Source organism: Vibrio sp. 1CM8B (genome assembly GCF_023161685.1).
Classification (GTDB): Bacteria; Pseudomonadota; Gammaproteobacteria; order Enterobacterales; family Vibrionaceae; genus Vibrio; species Vibrio coralliirubri.
In genome coordinates this window covers 454,664-470,529 of the sequence record NZ_JALNTU010000005.1, presented here as the reverse complement: position 1 = coordinate 470,529, position 15,866 = coordinate 454,664, and the positions used below count along the sequence as shown (strand labels likewise).

The window sequence follows — 15,866 nt, the reverse complement described above, 5'->3', positions numbered from 1 at the left end:
ATAAGGAATGTAAATGATTATTCCCGCGTTAGATTTAATTGAAGGCCAAGTAGTTCGCTTATTCCAAGGAGACTACGGGCAAGTAACAGAATACAAAGTAGACCCAGCAGAGCAGTTTAATCTGTATCAACAAGCTGGCGCTGGCTGGCTGCACCTTGTTGACTTAACGGGCGCAAAAGACACAACGGCTCGTCAGTTAGACTTGATTGCTAAGCTCCTTGCTAGCACGCCTGCGAATATCCAGATTGGTGGTGGCGTGCGCAACGAACAAGATGTCGTTGATCTGCTAGAAGCTGGCGCACAGCGCGTTGTGGTTGGTTCTACAGCCGTTAAGCAACCTGAGTTGGTGAAAGGTTGGATGGAGAAGTACGGCGCGGAAAAAATTGTGCTGGCTCTGGACATCAACATTGACGAAAGTGGTACACGTAAAGTGGCGATTTCAGGTTGGCAAGAAGATTCAGGCGTGACCATTGAAGCGCTAATTGAAGACTACCTCACGGTTGGCCTTAAACACGTTCTGTGTACTGATATTTCACGTGATGGCACGCTAGAAGGATCAAACGTAGAGCTTTACGTTGATCTTTGTAAGCAGTACCCACAAGTTCAGTTCCAATCATCGGGCGGCATTGGCAGCCTAGCTGATATCGAAGCGCTTAAAGGCAGCGGTGTTGCTGGAGTGATTGTGGGGCGCGCGCTACTTGATGGTAAGTTTACCGCAGAGGAGGCATTTGCATGTTGGCAAAGCGAATAATCCCTTGTTTGGATGTCCGTGATGGACAGGTTGTTAAGGGCGTTCAGTTCCGCAACCACGAAATTATTGGTGACATCGTTCCGCTAGCACAACGCTATGCAGAAGAGGGCGCTGATGAACTGGTATTTTACGATATCACCGCATCAAGCGATGGCCGTGTTGTCGACAAGAGCTGGGTAAAACGCGTAGCTGAAGTGATCGATATTCCTTTCTGTGTGGCTGGTGGTATTAAATCAGCAGAAGATGCAGCGCGCATTCTTGAGTTTGGTGCAGATAAAGTATCGATCAACTCACCTGCACTGGCTAACCCTGAACTGATCACTGACCTTGCTGATAAGTTTGGCGTGCAGTGTATCGTTGTCGGCATCGATTCATACTTCGATAAAGAAACCGGTAAATATCAGGTTTACCAATTCACTGGCGATGAAGCGCGTACTAAAGCAACCAAATGGGAAACCAAAGATTGGGTGCAGGAAGTACAGAAGCGTGGCGCAGGTGAGATTGTGTTAAACATGATGAACCAAGATGGCGTTCGTAACGGCTACGACATCGATCAGTTAAACATGGTGCGTGAAGTGTGTAATGTGCCATTGATTGCCTCTGGTGGCGCTGGCGCGATGGAGCACTTTGCTGAAGCCTATAAGAAGACCAACGTGGATGGAGCGCTAGCGGCTTCGGTATTCCACAAGCAAGTCATCAATATTGGTGAACTTAAACAATATTTAAAACAACAAGATGTAGAGGTGCGACTATGAGTTTTGAAACCGCAAGCTTATCAAAAACAGAAGTAGGCGCATTGTCAGAGCGTATTAACTGGGAAAAAGTCGATGGCTTAGTGCCAGCTATTGTTCAAGATTACCAATCGAGCCAAGTGTTAATGATGGGATACATGAACCCAGCAGCACTTGAGAAAACCGGTGAAACAGGCAATGTGACGTTTTTCTCTCGCACCAAAGAGCGTCTTTGGACGAAAGGTGAAACGTCGGGCAACGTATTGCAACTGCAAAACATCGCCTTGGACTGTGACAGCGACACCTTACTGGTTAAAGTTAATCCCATTGGCCCAACGTGCCACACAGGTACAACAACATGTTGGGATGGAGACAAGCAAGAAGAGTCTCAGATGGTGTGGCTTCATCAGCTTGAGCAGCTACTGGCTGCCCGCAAGGACGCAGACCCTGAATCTTCTTATACTGCCAGTCTATATGCCCGTGGCACCAAGCGTATTTCGCAAAAAGTGGGCGAAGAAGGCGTTGAAGTCGCGCTTGCGGCGACGTCGGGCGATAAGGCGGAATTAGTGTGTGAGTCAGCAGACTTGATTTATCACTTGATGGTTCTTTTACAAGACCAAGGCTTATCGATGAACGATGTGGTGAACAAATTAAAAGAGCGCCATAAGTAAGCTCTGTTTAGATTAATCGAACTACGTAACAGATAGATAAAAGCCCCGTAAACAAATATGTTTACGGGGCTTTTTAGCTTTTGAATTTTCAAGATTTCAAGATTTCAAGATTTCAAGATTTCAAGATTTCTAAGCCCTACGTCACTTTTCTAAACTCTGACTTTACGTCATTCCGAGGAGCCTAAGCGACATCAGGAATCTCTTCTATTAATCTGACTTCTTAGCCGTGCGAGTTACCCGCAACACTTTTTATATTTCTTCCCACTTCCACAAATGCATGGGTCGTTGCGGCCAATCTTGAAGCTTTCAACCGTTTGGTTTAAGCGAGGATCGATTTCTGGTTCTGGTTGGCTTTGCTCTGGGAACTCACCGTCGATATAGAACCATAGGCCGTTTTCACGAACGAAACGAGAGCGCTCTTGCATGCAGTATTGTGCGCCGTCTTCATTGAAGTAAGCTTTAAATTCAACAAAGCCTTCGTCTTGGTGCGAGCCTGCCGCAGTATCGATGACTTCTAACCCTGCCCAATCACTGTCGATAGATTCTGCGATGCCTTCTCTTTGTGCTTCGGCATTGCAGCTAGGGTGGTAAGTCGCAACAACATAGTCAACCAAACCCAACACGTGCGCTGAATAACGAGAGCGCATCAACTGCTCAGGTGTTTCAACGGAACTGTGGTTAAGGTGCGCTGATTCACAGCACTGTTGGTAAGTATTATTGCTACCGCATGGGCATAAAGACATAGTCAGATCCTGTAAAAATGGCCTCTATTAAGAGGCCATAAATGAATGCGTGGGAGTTTACCAAGAAACGATCGCTCACCAAAGTTTAGTTTCTATTGAAGTTATTGAAATTATCAAAGTGTTAGCGCGAAGTTTACTATTTCAAAGCTGGAGACAATAACTCTTGCGCCCAAGTCGTCGCTTCGTCATAAGCTTGACCAAGTTGAGCTTCACTCAGTTTGAGAAGCTGGCGAATACGAGTCGCTTCATCCCATCGAGCTTGTTCATACGCAACCACCATCGCCAATACTGCACCCAACACGCCTTTACGTTGAATCAAGGCTTGTTTGATCTCTAGGTCGATCGGCACTGAATCGAGTACTTGTTTCAATGGTTGGTCAAAGAGTGAATCCAATAGAGAAAACATACCTGTCAAAAAGGCTTGTCCAGGCTCTACCTTAACATTCATTTTCTCGACCAAGAGTTCACATTGGCGTGCGCGTATGACCGCTAAACCATAGAGTGAGTCCGGCTTATCTTCTTTCGCAGAGGCGATAGCCACAAGTGAGACGAATTTACGCAGCTTTTGTTCACCCAGGTAAATAAGCGCTTGGCGGAATGAACGAATTGTTGTTGGTGAACCGCCAGCGGAGTTGACGTAGGTAAGTAGCTTATATGACATGGTCACATCGAGCGTAATCAAACGCTCGACTTCACCAAAGTCGATAGGGTCGTGCGCAATCTCTTTTAACAGCTGAACGGTCGTCAGGAATGCTGGGTTGAGCGCACGCGTTTGGATCATTTCTGGCTTGCTAAAGAAATAACCTTGAAAGTAGGTGAAGCCTGCTTTTTTCGCTTCTTGGTATTCTTCGTACGTTTCTACTTTCTCAGCAAGGAACTTGATATCTAGCCCTTTGAGAGAGTTCATAAACATCGCTGCTTTGACAATTGGCGTCAAACGGATATCGAACTTGATAATTGAAACGTAGGGTAAGAAGCGCTTCCAAGCTTTACTTGGCACAAAGTCGTCTAGCGCAATGGTATAACCCGCGTCAAAGATGGTTTTGATGGCTTCAAGTAACTCGTCTGTCGGTTCACAGTCTTCAAGAACTTCAACAACGAGGCTTTCTTTGGGGAACAGAGTAGGGACTAAGTTGATTAGGCTTGCGTATGGGAAGTTCACGAACCCAAGCTTATCACCCAACGTATTATAGTGGGTCGATAAGAAGTGATCGGAAAGCAAACGGCTAGTAGCGAGCTCCGGCTCTACTTCAGGGAAAGTGTTCTTAGGACCATCCCTGAATAGCAACTCGTAACCTATGGTTTTCTTGCCTGTGTCGAGTATTGGTTGACGCGCTACGTATGAATATTTCAACTTGGTACTGTGTTCGGTTTATTTCTGGTAGAGAGATAATAGCTAATTCACTAGAAATTACCATACACTTTCTAAGAAAGTCTGACCGACAATAATAATCAAAGTGAAAGTTTAAGCGTGATGTTAAAAGCTATTGCTAAACGCTCGATTCTGTAGTTCAAAACTTTGCGGCGTGAACACCAGCACAGAGCCTTGCGTATACCAATCGCCAAGTACGATACGAGTTTTAGTGCAATTATTAGCATTAAATGTATGGATGTCTGGGCGATGAGTATGGCCGTGGATCATCAAATCGACATTGTTTCGTTCCATCACATCTTCGACTTCTTGCTGTGTCACATCCATAATGTCGAGAGACTTGGTCTGCTTGTCATCTTTGATATCTGATTGAACCTTCGAAACAATTTTCTTCTTGATGAAAAATGGGATTCGGTTGAAGACCCATTGTAACCATGGCTGATGCACTTTTTCGCGAAAGGCGAGGTACTTTACATCTTCAGTACATAGGGTATCACCATGTAACACAACCGCTTTTTGGCCATAAATATCGATAGTCGATACTTCGTCTAGCAGTTTCACGCCCGTTTGCTTGGCAAATTTTTTGCCAACAAGGAAATCACGGTTACCTTGAGTGAAGTAGCAAGGTACGCCTGTCTTTACCAAATCAATAAATGCTTGGCGGATAGAAGTCGCGAACTCACTTTTGTCGTCGTCACCAATCCAGAATTCGAAAAGGTCACCTAATACGTAGAGTGCATCTGCTTCTACCGCTTCTTTCTTCATGAAGGTTAGGAAGCAGTCGGTGATGTCTTGTCGTGACGGAGCAAGGTGCAGATCTGATATAAAATATGTTTTCATAGGTCTAAAAAAAGGGAGCGATTCGCTCCCTATATCCTGATTTTATCGGCTCATCAATACTAACCGAAAGCGATGAATTAAGCTTCGATTGTAGTACCAGTGATGATCACTTCTTCTAGAGGTACGTCTTGGTGCATACCCATAGAACCAGTGCTAACACCTTTGATCTTGTTTACGATGTCCATGCCTTCAACAACTTCTGCGAATACACAGTAGCCCCAACCGTCTAGGCTTTCGCTACGGAAGTTTAGGAAAGAGTTGTCGTTAACGTTGATGAAGAACTGAGAGCTCGCTGAATGCGGTTCCATAGTACGAGCCATTGCTAGCGTACCAACTTTGTTCGCAAGACCGTTGTTTGCTTCGTTCTTGATCGTTGCACGAGTCGCTTTTTCTTTAAGGCCAGAAGTCATGCCGCCGCCTTGAATCATGAAACCATCGATAACACGGTGGAATAGTGTGTTGTCGTAGAAACCGTCACGGCAATACTGTAGGAAGTTTGCGCTTGTTTCTGGTGCTTTTTCTTCGTTAAGTTGAACTTTGATGTCACCAAAATTTGTGTGAAGGATGATCATGATTGTTACCTTACTGTCTTTTTAATATGAAGTTCGAATTCTAGCGCATGTTGGCGGACTTTCAAATCACCAAATCATTAACTTAACTCGGATGTTTGAGATAATACCAATCGTCGCAAATAACTGGTCATCCTAGCTTGTTAAAACACTTGATAACGTCGTTAGAAATTTTGAATGTAGAATAACTACTTATCGAAAATTTCTTCCTTGTTCTCAAGCATTTTTTCTGCGCTATTTATGACCATCTACTTACTGTGATTGGTATAATTCCTGCTTTTGGGGATTACCTATTAAGGTATGACTTGTTATACTGCGAGCTTATTTTTGATTAATCCATAAAATAGATAGAGATCATGCTGAAGATATATAACACGCTCACAAGACAGAAAGAGGAATTCAAACCAATTACAGCTGGCAAAGTCGGCATGTATGTCTGTGGGGTAACCATATACGATCTCTGTCACATTGGTCATGGTCGTACGTTCGTTTCTTTCGACGTAGTAACTCGTTACCTTCGTTACCTTGGTTACGATTTGAACTTCGTTCGTAACATCACAGATATTGATGACAAAATCATCAAGCGCGCTAACGAAAACGGCGAGTCTTGTGAATCTCTGACTGAGCGTCTAATCGGCGAAATGCACGCTGATTTCGATGCGTTGAACATGAAGCGTCCAGACGTTGAACCTCGTGCAACGGAATTCATCACTGAAATCATCGAACTTGTTGAAAAGCTGATTGAACGTGGCTACGCATATGTTGCAAGTAACGGCGACGTAATGTTCGAAGTTAAGAAGTTCGAAGAATACGGTAAGCTTTCTAAGCAAGACCTTGATCAGCTTCAAGCTGGCGCTCGTGTTGACATAGACTCTGCAAAACGTAGCCCGCTAGATTTCGTTGTTTGGAAGATGTCTAAGCCAGGTGAACCAACATGGGAATCACCATGGGGTCCAGGTCGTCCAGGTTGGCACATTGAATGTTCAGCAATGAACTCGTCTATTCTAGGTAATCACTTCGATATCCACGGTGGCGGCTCAGATCTACAATTCCCACACCACGAGAATGAAATCGCGCAATCTTGCTGTGCACATGGTACTGACTATGTAAACACATGGATGCACAGTGGCATGGTGATGGTAGACAGAGAAAAAATGTCTAAGTCACTAGGTAACTTCTTCACTATCCGTGATGTGCTAGCACACTACGATGCTGAAACAGTGCGTTACTTCCTAATGTCTGGTCACTACCGTAGCCAACTGAACTACAGTGAAGACAACCTAAACCAAGCTCGCGCATCGCTAGAGCGTCTATACACGTCACTTCGTGGCCTAGACCTTACTGCGGCTCCTGCTGGTGGCGAAGAGTACGTAACTCGCTTCTCTACTGCGATGAACGATGATTTCAACACGCCTGAAGCTTACTCAGTGCTGTTTGAAATGGCACGTGAAATCAACCGTATCAAGCCTGAGAGCATTGAAAAAGCAAGCGGACTTGGTGCATTGATGCGTGAACTAGCGGACATCATCGGTATTCTTCACCAAGAACCAGAAGCCTTCCTACAAGGTGATGCGGCTGGTAACGATGACGAAGTGGCTGAAATCGAAGCGTTGATCAAACTGCGTAACGATTCTCGTGCTTCAAAGGATTGGGCAAATGCCGACCTGGCACGTGATAAGCTAAACGAGTTGGGTATTGTTCTAGAAGATGGCCCAGAAGGTACGACTTGGCGTCGTAAGTAAATCTTATAAAAAGGGCTGATTTTCAGCCCTTTTTTCTAGCAAAAATTCTCTAATTTCACCTTTTCATATTCAATTTTATTTAACAGGAATATTTCTGTGGCTCAGATGTATTTTTACTACTCGGCAATGAATGCGGGTAAATCAACAACGCTTCTTCAATCGTCATTCAACTACCAAGAACGCGGTATGACGCCAGTGATCTTCACGGCTGCATTGGATGATCGCTATGGTATCGGTAAAGTAAGCTCAAGAATTGGTCTGCAATCTGAAGCTCAACTTTTTAAAAATGACACCAACATGTTTGATGCGATCAAAAAGCTGAACGACGAAGAGAAGCGTCACTGTGTGTTGATCGATGAGTGTCAATTCTTGTCGAAAGAGCAGGTGTATCAGCTTACAGAAGTAGTGGATAAACTTCATATTCCTGTACTGTGTTATGGCTTACGCACCGACTTCTTGGGCGAGCTGTTTGAAGGTAGCCGCTATTTACTGTCTTGGGCGGACAAGCTGGTGGAGCTGAAAACCATCTGTCATTGTGGCCGTAAAGCGAACATGGTTATTCGTACCGATGAGCACGGTGTGGCGATCGCTGAAGGTGATCAAGTGGCAATTGGTGGCAATGACAAATACGTTTCTGTTTGCCGTCTGCACTACAAAGAAGCATTAGGTAAATAAGCAAAACTATTTGCTGTTGTTACTAACAGGAAAAAATGAAAAAACGGTGACCAAGCGTCACCGTTTTTGTTTACTGAACTTATGTTTTTACTTTATGCCAAGCCTAGTTTTTACTTTATTGGAGACTTATTCGAATCCGAGCTTCTTCAATGCTTGATAGGCGTGGTCAACGTCATCGGGGATGGGCATCTCAACCTGAAAGCCTTTCTCTGGGTAGGATTTGATTCGTTCGTAATCAGCAATCAATGCACCTAACACCATGTCTAACGGCAACTCTTCATTAAAGTAATCATCCCAAGTTTGCCAACGTGATGTCACGGTTATCTCGGACGTTTCGTCAGGCCACTGTTTACTAAAGGTCGCGTAAGTTCGTTTTTCCATAAAGGGCTTCTGAACTAAGGTTAGCCTCTTCGGTGATAACCCTTGCTCTTTCAGTAACTCATGAGTGAAGCGGACATTTTCCCCAGTGTTTGTCGCGTGTTTCTCTATGATAATGTCAGAGTCAGGCACACCACAATCTCGTGCGATAGAAGCGAATGTTTCAGCTTCTGAGCGCTCAAAATTCCCTTCTGTAAAGCACCCTTCGGTAAAGCGTCCCACACCACCAGAAAAAACGATGTAAGGTGCGATCTGTTGGTGATAAAGCTCGGCTGCATATTCCGCGACGCGAGTATCGTTGCTACACAATACAAAGATACAGTCGGAAGGCGTAACCTTGTGACCCATCGACATAAAGTTCCAAAGGGTATCGACTGAGCGATGCAGTTTTATGTTGGGATATTTGTTAGCTATAGATTGTTCAGTCATGAAGTGCATCCAATGTGGATTCGAATTTAAATGAATAACCTAAATCGAGAATCTTCTTCGAAGAGATTAATTTGTCTGGGGTATCAACAACAGCGGGTAGAGGCTCACTGCTGTTGGCGCTTTTCAGTGCTGCGGCATAAAACTCCGCCTTACTGACCGTATTTGGCGTCGTCACGTTAACCACTTCGTTGTGCAGTTGACTGATAGCGAAATCGACAGCACCAATTGCATCATCAAGGTGCAGCATGTTGGCTGGAGCTTGTGTGCTGACTTGTTTTAATTTGCTTGCGAAGCGTGATGGGTGACGGCTTGGGCCTATTAAGCCACTAAAGCGAAGAATGGTGTAGTCGATACCTGAATCAATCACTGACTGTTCAGCTTGCAGCATGATTCGCGCGTTATCGGAAAATAAAGACGCTTGCTCGTTATCTGATGTCGAAAGAGGGAGTGATGCATCCAGCTCGTTCAACACACCCGGCTTAGTTGGGTATACCGTAGTTGAACTGACCATAATGAGCTTTTTAATGTTGGCCTTTTGGCATGCATTGGTGAGTTGCTGCCAATAGTCGGCATACTCTTGTCCTGCTCCTTTTCTAAAGCCAGGAGGGAAGCTGCCAATCACAATTTCAGTGTTGTTTTCGAGTAACAGCGAATAGAGTCGCCCGATAGTCTGTTGTGGATCGGATGAATCAAAGCTAAACACTTCACATGGAATTTGTTCGCTACCAATGGCGTCTGCTCCCGCTTGGGTCGTTTTCGTGACCACCACTCGGTTACCATGTTTTTCTAAATGTTCAGATAAAGGTGCACCTACCCATCCTGCACCGACAATAAATATAGAAGCCATGTGTTCCTCACAACTGGAAATGACGAATTTACAATAAGCCTAACAAAGCTTTGCCCAAAAATGAAAAAACTCCACGGCCGAAGCAAGTGGAGTTTTTACTAGAACAATGGAGCTTTAGTTTAGTACGCGAAGAAGCTTGTCTGCGCGCTCTGCCATCTCGATACCTTCATCTGTTAGGTAACCGCCGTCTGGCTGAGTACAAAGGTTTTTTTCGAATAGGCGCTTAACAGCGTCTTGAGTTTCTTGAGCAGCCTCTTGATGAACTTTAATTCCAGTAGCAGCACTACTTACATCAAATTGAAGAAGGAGGTTTAAATCAGCAATATGTTCAGCGTTGTACTTCATAATTAACCTATATATTCATAACGTTCTCTACCTTCACCTTAGTGCGCATTCTCGGCTCAGGCAATAGCAAATAAGGAGAATTGATAAGTGATACCAAATTGATTGATTAATCATCGAGTGATGGGTTTATTTTGGTTATATTGGGTGATTTGCACCCGCTTAAATCATCAATGATGTTTATTGCTAAGTGGTTGTAATATATTGTGACTAGAAATAATTTGCATTGAGCGAATATTGTATAAAAAGGATATGCATAAGTGAGAGCGAACAAAGTAGCATTAACGATCAGTATGCTATTTACTATCTCAGGTTGTCAAAGCACACCCTCAGAGCAGACAGACGCGAACCAAACCACAAACAACAATAATGAATCTACAATAGAGGTCCGTTCATTTCAGTCTGTCCAAAGCGTTTACTCCGAATGGGAAGTCAAGCTTGAAGACCATGCTCAATTGTCTCTCTATGCACCAGAGAATTACAATGAACTATTAGACGCATGGGATGATGCTGAAAGCATTTATGCGGACTTACTGAAAGACGAAACTCGGATAACCAAGAGCTACTCCATTTTTTCGAGCCTGACTTACGCTGAAGCCTTTGATGAAAAAATAGCGTTGATCAAATCAAATTATGACTCGATCTTAGTGTTAAAGAAGAAGGCTGACCGAGTACTCGCTGATTCGATTGTCCAAATGGATTACCTGAAGTTTCTTGGCGCAGATACCATCTTTACTTCGAGCTACAAACGTTTGTATTCAGAATACAGCGAGTTGTTCGAATATGTGCTGGTCGATGAGCTTGAAGAAGCTCAAGAAGCGCAGGTGGAATTTCTTAACAATGCTCGCTTACTAGAAGTTAAAGTGGCGCATAAGAAATACATCGAACCTTTGAAGAACGAATTAGAGTTCTTGGAAGATGAAGATTTTGATGATGTTGCTCCGCTGACCTTTGCTAAGGCAGCATCTCAAATTGCGTTGGCCGAAAGCCAAGTGAAAGCCAGCCCTCGTGAAAAGTCGATCATTGAAGATGCGGTTCACGCTGCAGAGTTTGAATTGAACCACGTGCGCAGTGTCGCTCATGAAGTCAAAGTGCTGGCGAGTGTAAAAGGCGACAAGTTCGAACAGTCGGTTTTGAATGCAGAGAACCAACTACTGAGTATTTCACAAATCGTCAATGATGAAGATTACCGTGATGTTGGGTTACGTCAGCAATCTCAAAAGATTGTAGCGAGTATTAAAGCGTTAAAAAGCTCCGACATGACAGGGCTATTAAAGTCAGAGATTGAAACTTTGACTGAGCAATTGGCTAACCTGGAATCTGAAAACCAGAAGCAAGCACAGCAATTGTCTGAAGCAACCAAGCATAGTGAGTTGCTCGGTGAGCAGATTACGAAGAGCGATGCTCACATAAAAAGCTTAGAAGAACTAGTCGATAGTTTGAAAAGCTTAGGTGGTAAAGTTGCCAACGAAAGTGATTCTGATGCGATCTCGCCGAGTATTGAAACAAATCTAGAGAACCCGGCTCTAGAACTATCATCAGCAGAAGTGATTGAACCTTCGGTTTAGCATCACTAATGTCTTTATTTGTGACTGACTTAAAAGCGCCTCTAGGCGCTTTTTTATGTTCTGTTGATCTATGTCAAAATCTGAAAAGAAAAGCTCTCAAAACACGGATATAGTGTACACCATTCTTATGGTTTTAACGTAACTTGTTGATATTTATAGATGTGTTGTTTTTATCGTTGGTAGGTTTTCATTCATCAGAGTTTTCTTTTTACTACTAAAGTCGTAAGAAATTTCAATATCATTGAAGGTTTGGCGTTTTCTTAGTTGTTGAAGGAAATTCGAGCTTAAAATAGCTCTTGAATTCAGAAATGAAAGAGAGGATTATCGCGCTCCCGACGACATGTTTCAAAATGTAAATCATCATGAATCTAAACCAATTTGACTCATTATTACCGCCACAAATGGCTGAGCGCGCTGCAGATATTGGCGTAGGTAAAGCAACTAAAGATCCAATCAAATCTTTTCTCCTAGCGATTTCAGCTGGCATCCATATCGGCATTGCGTTTGTGTTCTACACCATCGTAACGACCGGTGCTGGTGATTTGCCTTGGGGTATTACTCGCCTATTAGGTGGCCTTGCATTTAGCTTGGGCTTAATTCTCGTTGTTGTTACCGGTGGTGAGTTATTTACCAGTTCGGTGCTTACTCTGGTTGCTCGCGCAAGTGGCAAAATTACTTGGCGCACGCTCGTCAAGAACTGGGCTACGGTTTATGTAGGTAACTTGATTGGCGCATTGTTGCTGGTGGCATGTATGCTTCTGACCAAACAGTACATGTTTGACCATGGCCAGGTTGGTTTAAATGCAATGGCGATTTCCCAACACAAGATGCACCATGATTTTATCCAAGCTATCGCGCTTGGTATAATGTGTAATGTATTGGTTTGTATCGCGGTATGGATGACGTTTAGTGGACGTACACTTACCGACAAAATCGCGGTAATGATTTTACCTGTTGCGATGTTCGTATCAGCTGGTTTCGAGCACTGTATTGCGAATATGTTCCAAGTCCCTTTAGCTATCGGCATTAAAACATTTGCTCCTGCTGAATTCTGGACAATGACAGGCGCTAACCCAGCGGACTATGTTGATCTGAACATGGTGGACTTTTTGATGAACAACTTGCTGCCCGTTACTATCGGTAACATCATTGGCGGTGGTATCTTTGTCGGCATGTGGTATTGGTTGATCTACCTGCGTGACTAATAAAGGTGGCTCTATCAACAAAAGTGGCGTACCTAACTCAGTTGACGAGATGCGCTAAAGCTCAGTGGAAACACTGAACTGACTTATGACATTTACAAGACGGTCTGCATTGCAGGCCGTTTTTTATTTGTGGAAAACCTACTTCTTCACCCCTCTAATGATCATCTGAACACTCAACAGCGCTGCTCACCATATGTGTATATGTCTTTGAAAACACCGAAGGATCAACGGTAATGATCTTTTCTCGGGTGAAAGTGGACAAAAAAGGATCTATCTTGATTTGGTTATCCACAATTTCTGTGGATAACCTGTCTCAAATTCAGTGAGTAACCAGATCTAAAGGGAGTGGGGAGGTTATTTTGAAGGTTGTATTTGAGCGAGGACTCGACCTTCTTTGGTCAGGGAAGTCTTCAATGAGAGGTGAAGCACAAGCGCCAAAGAGCAACTCATCATCACGAAAATCGCCAGCATGATCATCAGTTGATACTTAATCGCGATCATCGGTGACGCCCCCCCAAGAATTTGTCCTGTCATCATTCCTGGCAGCGTTACTAAGCCTGTGGTTGCCATAGAGGCCATGATAGGGGACATCGCTTTCTGTATTGCATTGCGTACAAACGGTGCTGCAGCGTAGGAGGGAGACGCGCCTAACGCGATTGCTGCTTCATATTCTGATTTCTGTGTTTCAAAAGCACCAAACAGGTTCTGCAATGCCACTATATTACTGCTTAAGCTATTACCCAATAACATTCCTGCGATCGGGATAAGGTACTGCGCGTTAAAAAGCGGTGTCGGTTTAATGATGAAAAAGCAGATAAACAAGACGATGGGTACACAGGTTACGGCAAGGCTTACGGCAACAGGCGCTAATAATAGCTGTCTCGGTAGCCTAGACTTCTCAACAATCGAGCTCGCACCGACAATTATCATGGCAAATAACCACAACAAATTGACCCACAAACTATTCAAAGTAAATAAATATTCTAGGTAAAGACCCACAAGAAACAGCTGAATAACCATGCGAATGATGCTAATAGAGGCTTCTTTTCCAAGGCCGAGTTTCAGCTTGTGGTTGATGGCAATGGGCAGAAAGAGAAGTGAACCGAAGAGCAACAACTGCCACCAAGATATATCAATAACGTCTTGCATAGAGCTTCCTTTTAAGTAGGTCCCCATCATATCTGAAAGTGCCAAATGATGCATTTCAGCTTCAAACCCGTCGATTCAAAAAGTGCTCAATTATTTAACAACCAAAGTACAAAATATTGGTTGTTTAAGGCATTTTTAGCTACTACTTAGTAGGTAAAACGTTAAAATTGGTTACAATAAGGTTGCGTGATTGTTGGAATTTAACATTTGTGAAATATACTTAATTTTTCACATTTGTTAATACTTTTTAATAACTTTGTTTAACTAAAAACAACTTTGGATGAGCTCAAAAAAGTATTGATTAGCAAGGGTTATAACAGGAGATTTGATTGAACCCTACTTTGAGTATGGTCTAAAATTTGTTGTTAGATACTTAAGAACTTTAGCCCCATAGAATGGGTTACTCGAAATTACTAAATACAAAATAGGCAAAATGTATGAGTGATGTTAATAAAATTGAAACTGGCGAAAAACGCTCGTTGGAGTGGAAGTCTTTCCTCTTCATCGCGGTGGTTCTCTTTCCAATATTAAGTGTGGCTTTTGTAGGCGGCTACGGCTTCCTAGTTTGGGCACTGCAAGTGTTTGTATTCGGACCTCCAGGTGCTCACGGCGGCATGTAATGCCCTCTAGTAACAACATTTTTTAAAATCAATATTTAAGAGAGCTAAACATGAAATCATTTTTAGTTAAATTATGGCGCACAATGACTCGCCCTGCGGTACACATCAGTCTTGGTGTACTAACTATGGGTGGCTTTATCGCCGGTGTTATTTTCTGGGGCGGTTTTAACACAGCTCTAGAGCACACAAATACAGAAGAATTCTGTGTAAGCTGTCACACCATGCGTGACAACGTGTACGTAGAACTACAAGAAACGGTTCACTGGAAAAACACTTCTGGTGTACGCGCGACTTGTCCTGACTGTCACGTTCCACATGAATGGACAGCAAAAATCGCTCGTAAGATGCAAGCATCTAAAGAAGTATTCGCTCAAGTATTTGGTGACCTAGATACACCTGAGAAATTCGAAGCTCGTCGTATCGAATTGGCTAAACATGAATGGGATCGTTTCTCTTCGAACAAATCTCTAGAGTGTAAAAACTGCCACAACTACGATTCAATGGATTTCGAAAACATGCGCCCAACAGCGCGTATCCAGATGAAAAACGCGGCAGAGCGTGATCAAAGCTGTGTTGACTGTCACAAAGGTATTGCTCACAACCTTCCATTAGATATGGCATCAGCAAGCGGTATTGTTGGCGAGCTAGAAAATGTAGCAAGCAGCACATCTTACGCAAATGGTTCAGACGTAATCTCTATTCGTCACCTACCAATGTATACGGATGAGACAGCAACAGTTGAAGCGGGTCTATTAAGCCCTGCAAGTAAAGTTGCAGTGATCGACGAAAAAGGCGACATGATTAAGATTCAAATCGACGGTTGGCGTAAAGCGAAAGGCTTCGGACGTGTAATCCAAGAAGACTTCGGTATGAACATCTCGACTGCAATCTTGACGAAAGAAGTATCTCAAAGTGACGTAATCACTGTTGGTGAGAAGAAAGAAGATGAGCTAACTGGTCTTCCTTGGGAAGAAGTTAACCTAGCACTTTGGATGAAGAAAGAGTCTATGGTTGATAACTTCGATCCAATCTGGAACGCAGCTGGTCAAGCGTACCAATCTAACTGTTCAACGTGTCACTCACAGCCAGATGAAGCTCACTTCAGCGCTAACGGTTGGGTAGGCATGCTAGATGGTATGATTGCGTTCGTTAACTTCGATACAGATACAGAAGCACTTGTTCTTAAGTATCTACAGAAGCACTCATCAGATTTTTCTGAAGGCCATCACTAATA

General features: G+C 43.5%; 17 protein-coding genes. 9 read left to right on the top strand and 8 right to left on the bottom strand.

All coding sequences use genetic code 11. The features are described from left to right. Positions 1-13: 13 nt before the first annotated feature. The 3 genes from hisA to hisIE are packed head-to-tail and all read left to right on the top strand — an operon-like array spanning position 14 to position 2,153. Entirely contained in the window at positions 14-751 is a 738-nt protein-coding gene (hisA, locus tag MSG36_RS13480) for a 1-(5-phosphoribosyl)-5-[(5-phosphoribosylamino)methylideneamino]imidazole-4-carboxamide isomerase (RefSeq protein WP_248368300.1), read from the top strand. Then, positions 733-1,506, top strand: a complete 774-nt coding sequence (gene hisF / locus MSG36_RS13475; protein WP_048609396.1) for an imidazole glycerol phosphate synthase subunit HisF — start codon at positions 733-735, stop codon at positions 1,504-1,506. The genes hisA and hisF overlap by 19 nt, the downstream gene beginning before the upstream one ends. Beyond that, a complete protein-coding gene (hisIE, locus tag MSG36_RS13470) occupies positions 1,503-2,153 on the top strand; it encodes a bifunctional phosphoribosyl-AMP cyclohydrolase/phosphoribosyl-ATP diphosphatase HisIE (RefSeq protein ID WP_009848800.1) in 651 nt (216 codons plus the stop codon). The genes hisF and hisIE overlap by 4 nt, the downstream gene beginning before the upstream one ends. Before the next feature lie 233 nt (positions 2,154-2,386). Here hisIE and MSG36_RS13465 read toward each other — a convergent pair whose 3' ends face one another. The 4 genes from MSG36_RS13465 to MSG36_RS13450 form a co-directional block, all read right to left on the bottom strand. Continuing rightward, positions 2,387-2,896 carry a YchJ family protein gene (locus MSG36_RS13465; RefSeq protein ID WP_248368297.1) on the bottom strand — a complete coding sequence of 170 codons (510 nt, stop codon included), beginning with the start codon at positions 2,894-2,896 and terminating at the stop codon, positions 2,387-2,389. 136 nt (positions 2,897-3,032) lie between these two features. Continuing rightward, positions 3,033-4,250 (bottom strand): EAL domain-containing protein, encoded by a 1,218-nt coding sequence (locus tag MSG36_RS13460; protein ID WP_248368296.1) that lies wholly within the window; start codon positions 4,248-4,250, stop codon positions 3,033-3,035. A gap of 123 nt (positions 4,251-4,373) precedes the next feature. Beyond that, positions 4,374-5,108 carry a UDP-2,3-diacylglucosamine diphosphatase gene (gene lpxH, locus MSG36_RS13455; RefSeq protein ID WP_248368295.1) on the bottom strand — a complete coding sequence of 245 codons (735 nt, stop codon included), beginning with the start codon at positions 5,106-5,108 and terminating at the stop codon, positions 4,374-4,376. Positions 5,109-5,185: 77 nt separating this feature from the next. After that, entirely contained in the window at positions 5,186-5,680 is a 495-nt protein-coding gene (locus MSG36_RS13450) for a peptidylprolyl isomerase (protein ID WP_017060275.1), read from the bottom strand. Positions 5,681-6,033: 353 nt separating this feature from the next. On the opposite strand from MSG36_RS13450, the gene cysS reads away from it, so the two are divergent. Beyond that, entirely contained in the window at positions 6,034-7,419 is a 1,386-nt protein-coding gene (cysS, locus tag MSG36_RS13445) for a cysteine--tRNA ligase (protein ID WP_248368294.1), read from the top strand. A 96-nt stretch (positions 7,420-7,515) separates the two neighbouring features. Continuing rightward, positions 7,516-8,094 carry a thymidine kinase gene (locus MSG36_RS13440; protein WP_048658319.1) on the top strand — a complete coding sequence of 193 codons (579 nt, stop codon included), beginning with the start codon at positions 7,516-7,518 and terminating at the stop codon, positions 8,092-8,094. Between the two features lie 126 nt (positions 8,095-8,220). Here MSG36_RS13440 and MSG36_RS13435 read toward each other — a convergent pair whose 3' ends face one another. The 3 genes from MSG36_RS13435 to MSG36_RS13425 form a co-directional block, all read right to left on the bottom strand. After that, positions 8,221-8,901: a YdcF family protein gene (locus MSG36_RS13435; protein ID WP_248368293.1), complete on the bottom strand. Its 681-nt coding sequence runs from the start codon at positions 8,899-8,901 to the stop codon at positions 8,221-8,223. Beyond that, positions 8,894-9,748, bottom strand: coding sequence for an NAD(P)H-binding protein (locus MSG36_RS13430; RefSeq protein ID WP_050621865.1), 855 nt, complete (start codon positions 9,746-9,748; stop codon positions 8,894-8,896). The genes MSG36_RS13435 and MSG36_RS13430 overlap by 8 nt, the downstream gene beginning before the upstream one ends. A gap of 114 nt (positions 9,749-9,862) precedes the next feature. Next, on the bottom strand, positions 9,863-10,093 hold the full coding sequence (locus MSG36_RS13425) for a TIGR02647 family protein (protein WP_017060280.1): 231 nt from the start codon (positions 10,091-10,093) through the stop codon (positions 9,863-9,865). 257 nt (positions 10,094-10,350) lie between these two features. Between MSG36_RS13425 and MSG36_RS13420 the strand changes: the two genes are divergently transcribed. Beyond that, positions 10,351-11,658: an ATPase gene (locus MSG36_RS13420; protein ID WP_248368292.1), complete on the top strand. Its 1,308-nt coding sequence runs from the start codon at positions 10,351-10,353 to the stop codon at positions 11,656-11,658. 362 nt (positions 11,659-12,020) lie between these two features. Then, positions 12,021-12,863 (top strand): formate transporter FocA, encoded by an 843-nt coding sequence (gene focA, locus MSG36_RS13415; protein ID WP_048658323.1) that lies wholly within the window; start codon positions 12,021-12,023, stop codon positions 12,861-12,863. Positions 12,864-13,217: 354 nt separating this feature from the next. Here the strand turns inward: focA and MSG36_RS13410 are convergent, their stop codons facing one another. Further along, entirely contained in the window at positions 13,218-14,012 is a 795-nt protein-coding gene (locus MSG36_RS13410; RefSeq protein ID WP_248368289.1) for an ABC transporter permease, read from the bottom strand. A 437-nt stretch (positions 14,013-14,449) separates the two neighbouring features. Here MSG36_RS13410 and torE point away from each other — a divergent pair, with 437 nt between their 5' ends. Together torE and torC are read left to right on the top strand one after the other, a co-directional pair. After that, positions 14,450-14,632 carry a trimethylamine N-oxide reductase system protein TorE gene (torE, locus tag MSG36_RS13405; RefSeq protein WP_008222628.1) on the top strand — a complete coding sequence of 61 codons (183 nt, stop codon included), beginning with the start codon at positions 14,450-14,452 and terminating at the stop codon, positions 14,630-14,632. 50 nt (positions 14,633-14,682) lie between these two features. Next, the gene (gene torC, locus MSG36_RS13400) at positions 14,683-15,864 is read left to right on the top strand and encodes a pentaheme c-type cytochrome TorC (protein WP_004734592.1); all 1,182 of its coding nucleotides are present in this window, start codon (positions 14,683-14,685) and stop codon (positions 15,862-15,864) included. Positions 15,865-15,866: the final 2 nt, after the last annotated feature.

Bases quoted from the DNA above. Each gene is read 5' to 3' on its own strand.
- hisA (WP_248368300.1), top strand. From the start codon at position 14: ATGATTATTCCCGCGTTAGATTTAATTGAAGGCCAAGTAGTTCGCTTA.
- hisF (WP_048609396.1), top strand. From the start codon at position 733: ATGTTGGCAAAGCGAATAATCCCTTGTTTGGATGTCCGTGATGGACAG.
- hisIE (WP_009848800.1), top strand. From the start codon at position 1,503: ATGAGTTTTGAAACCGCAAGCTTATCAAAAACAGAAGTAGGCGCATTG.
- MSG36_RS13465 (WP_248368297.1), bottom strand. From the start codon at position 2,896: ATGTCTTTATGCCCATGCGGTAGCAATAATACTTACCAACAGTGCTGT.
- lpxH (WP_248368295.1), bottom strand. From the start codon at position 5,108: ATGAAAACATATTTTATATCAGATCTGCACCTTGCTCCGTCACGACAA.
- MSG36_RS13450 (WP_017060275.1), bottom strand. From the start codon at position 5,680: ATGATCATCCTTCACACAAATTTTGGTGACATCAAAGTTCAACTTAAC.
- cysS (WP_248368294.1), top strand. From the start codon at position 6,034: ATGCTGAAGATATATAACACGCTCACAAGACAGAAAGAGGAATTCAAA.
- MSG36_RS13435 (WP_248368293.1), bottom strand. From the start codon at position 8,901: ATGACTGAACAATCTATAGCTAACAAATATCCCAACATAAAACTGCAT.
- MSG36_RS13430 (WP_050621865.1), bottom strand. From the start codon at position 9,748: ATGGCTTCTATATTTATTGTCGGTGCAGGATGGGTAGGTGCACCTTTA.
- MSG36_RS13425 (WP_017060280.1), bottom strand. From the start codon at position 10,093: ATGAAGTACAACGCTGAACATATTGCTGATTTAAACCTCCTTCTTCAA.
- focA (WP_048658323.1), top strand. From the start codon at position 12,021: ATGAATCTAAACCAATTTGACTCATTATTACCGCCACAAATGGCTGAG.
- MSG36_RS13410 (WP_248368289.1), bottom strand. From the start codon at position 14,012: ATGCAAGACGTTATTGATATATCTTGGTGGCAGTTGTTGCTCTTCGGT.
- torE (WP_008222628.1), top strand. From the start codon at position 14,450: ATGAGTGATGTTAATAAAATTGAAACTGGCGAAAAACGCTCGTTGGAG.
- torC (WP_004734592.1), top strand. From the start codon at position 14,683: ATGAAATCATTTTTAGTTAAATTATGGCGCACAATGACTCGCCCTGCG.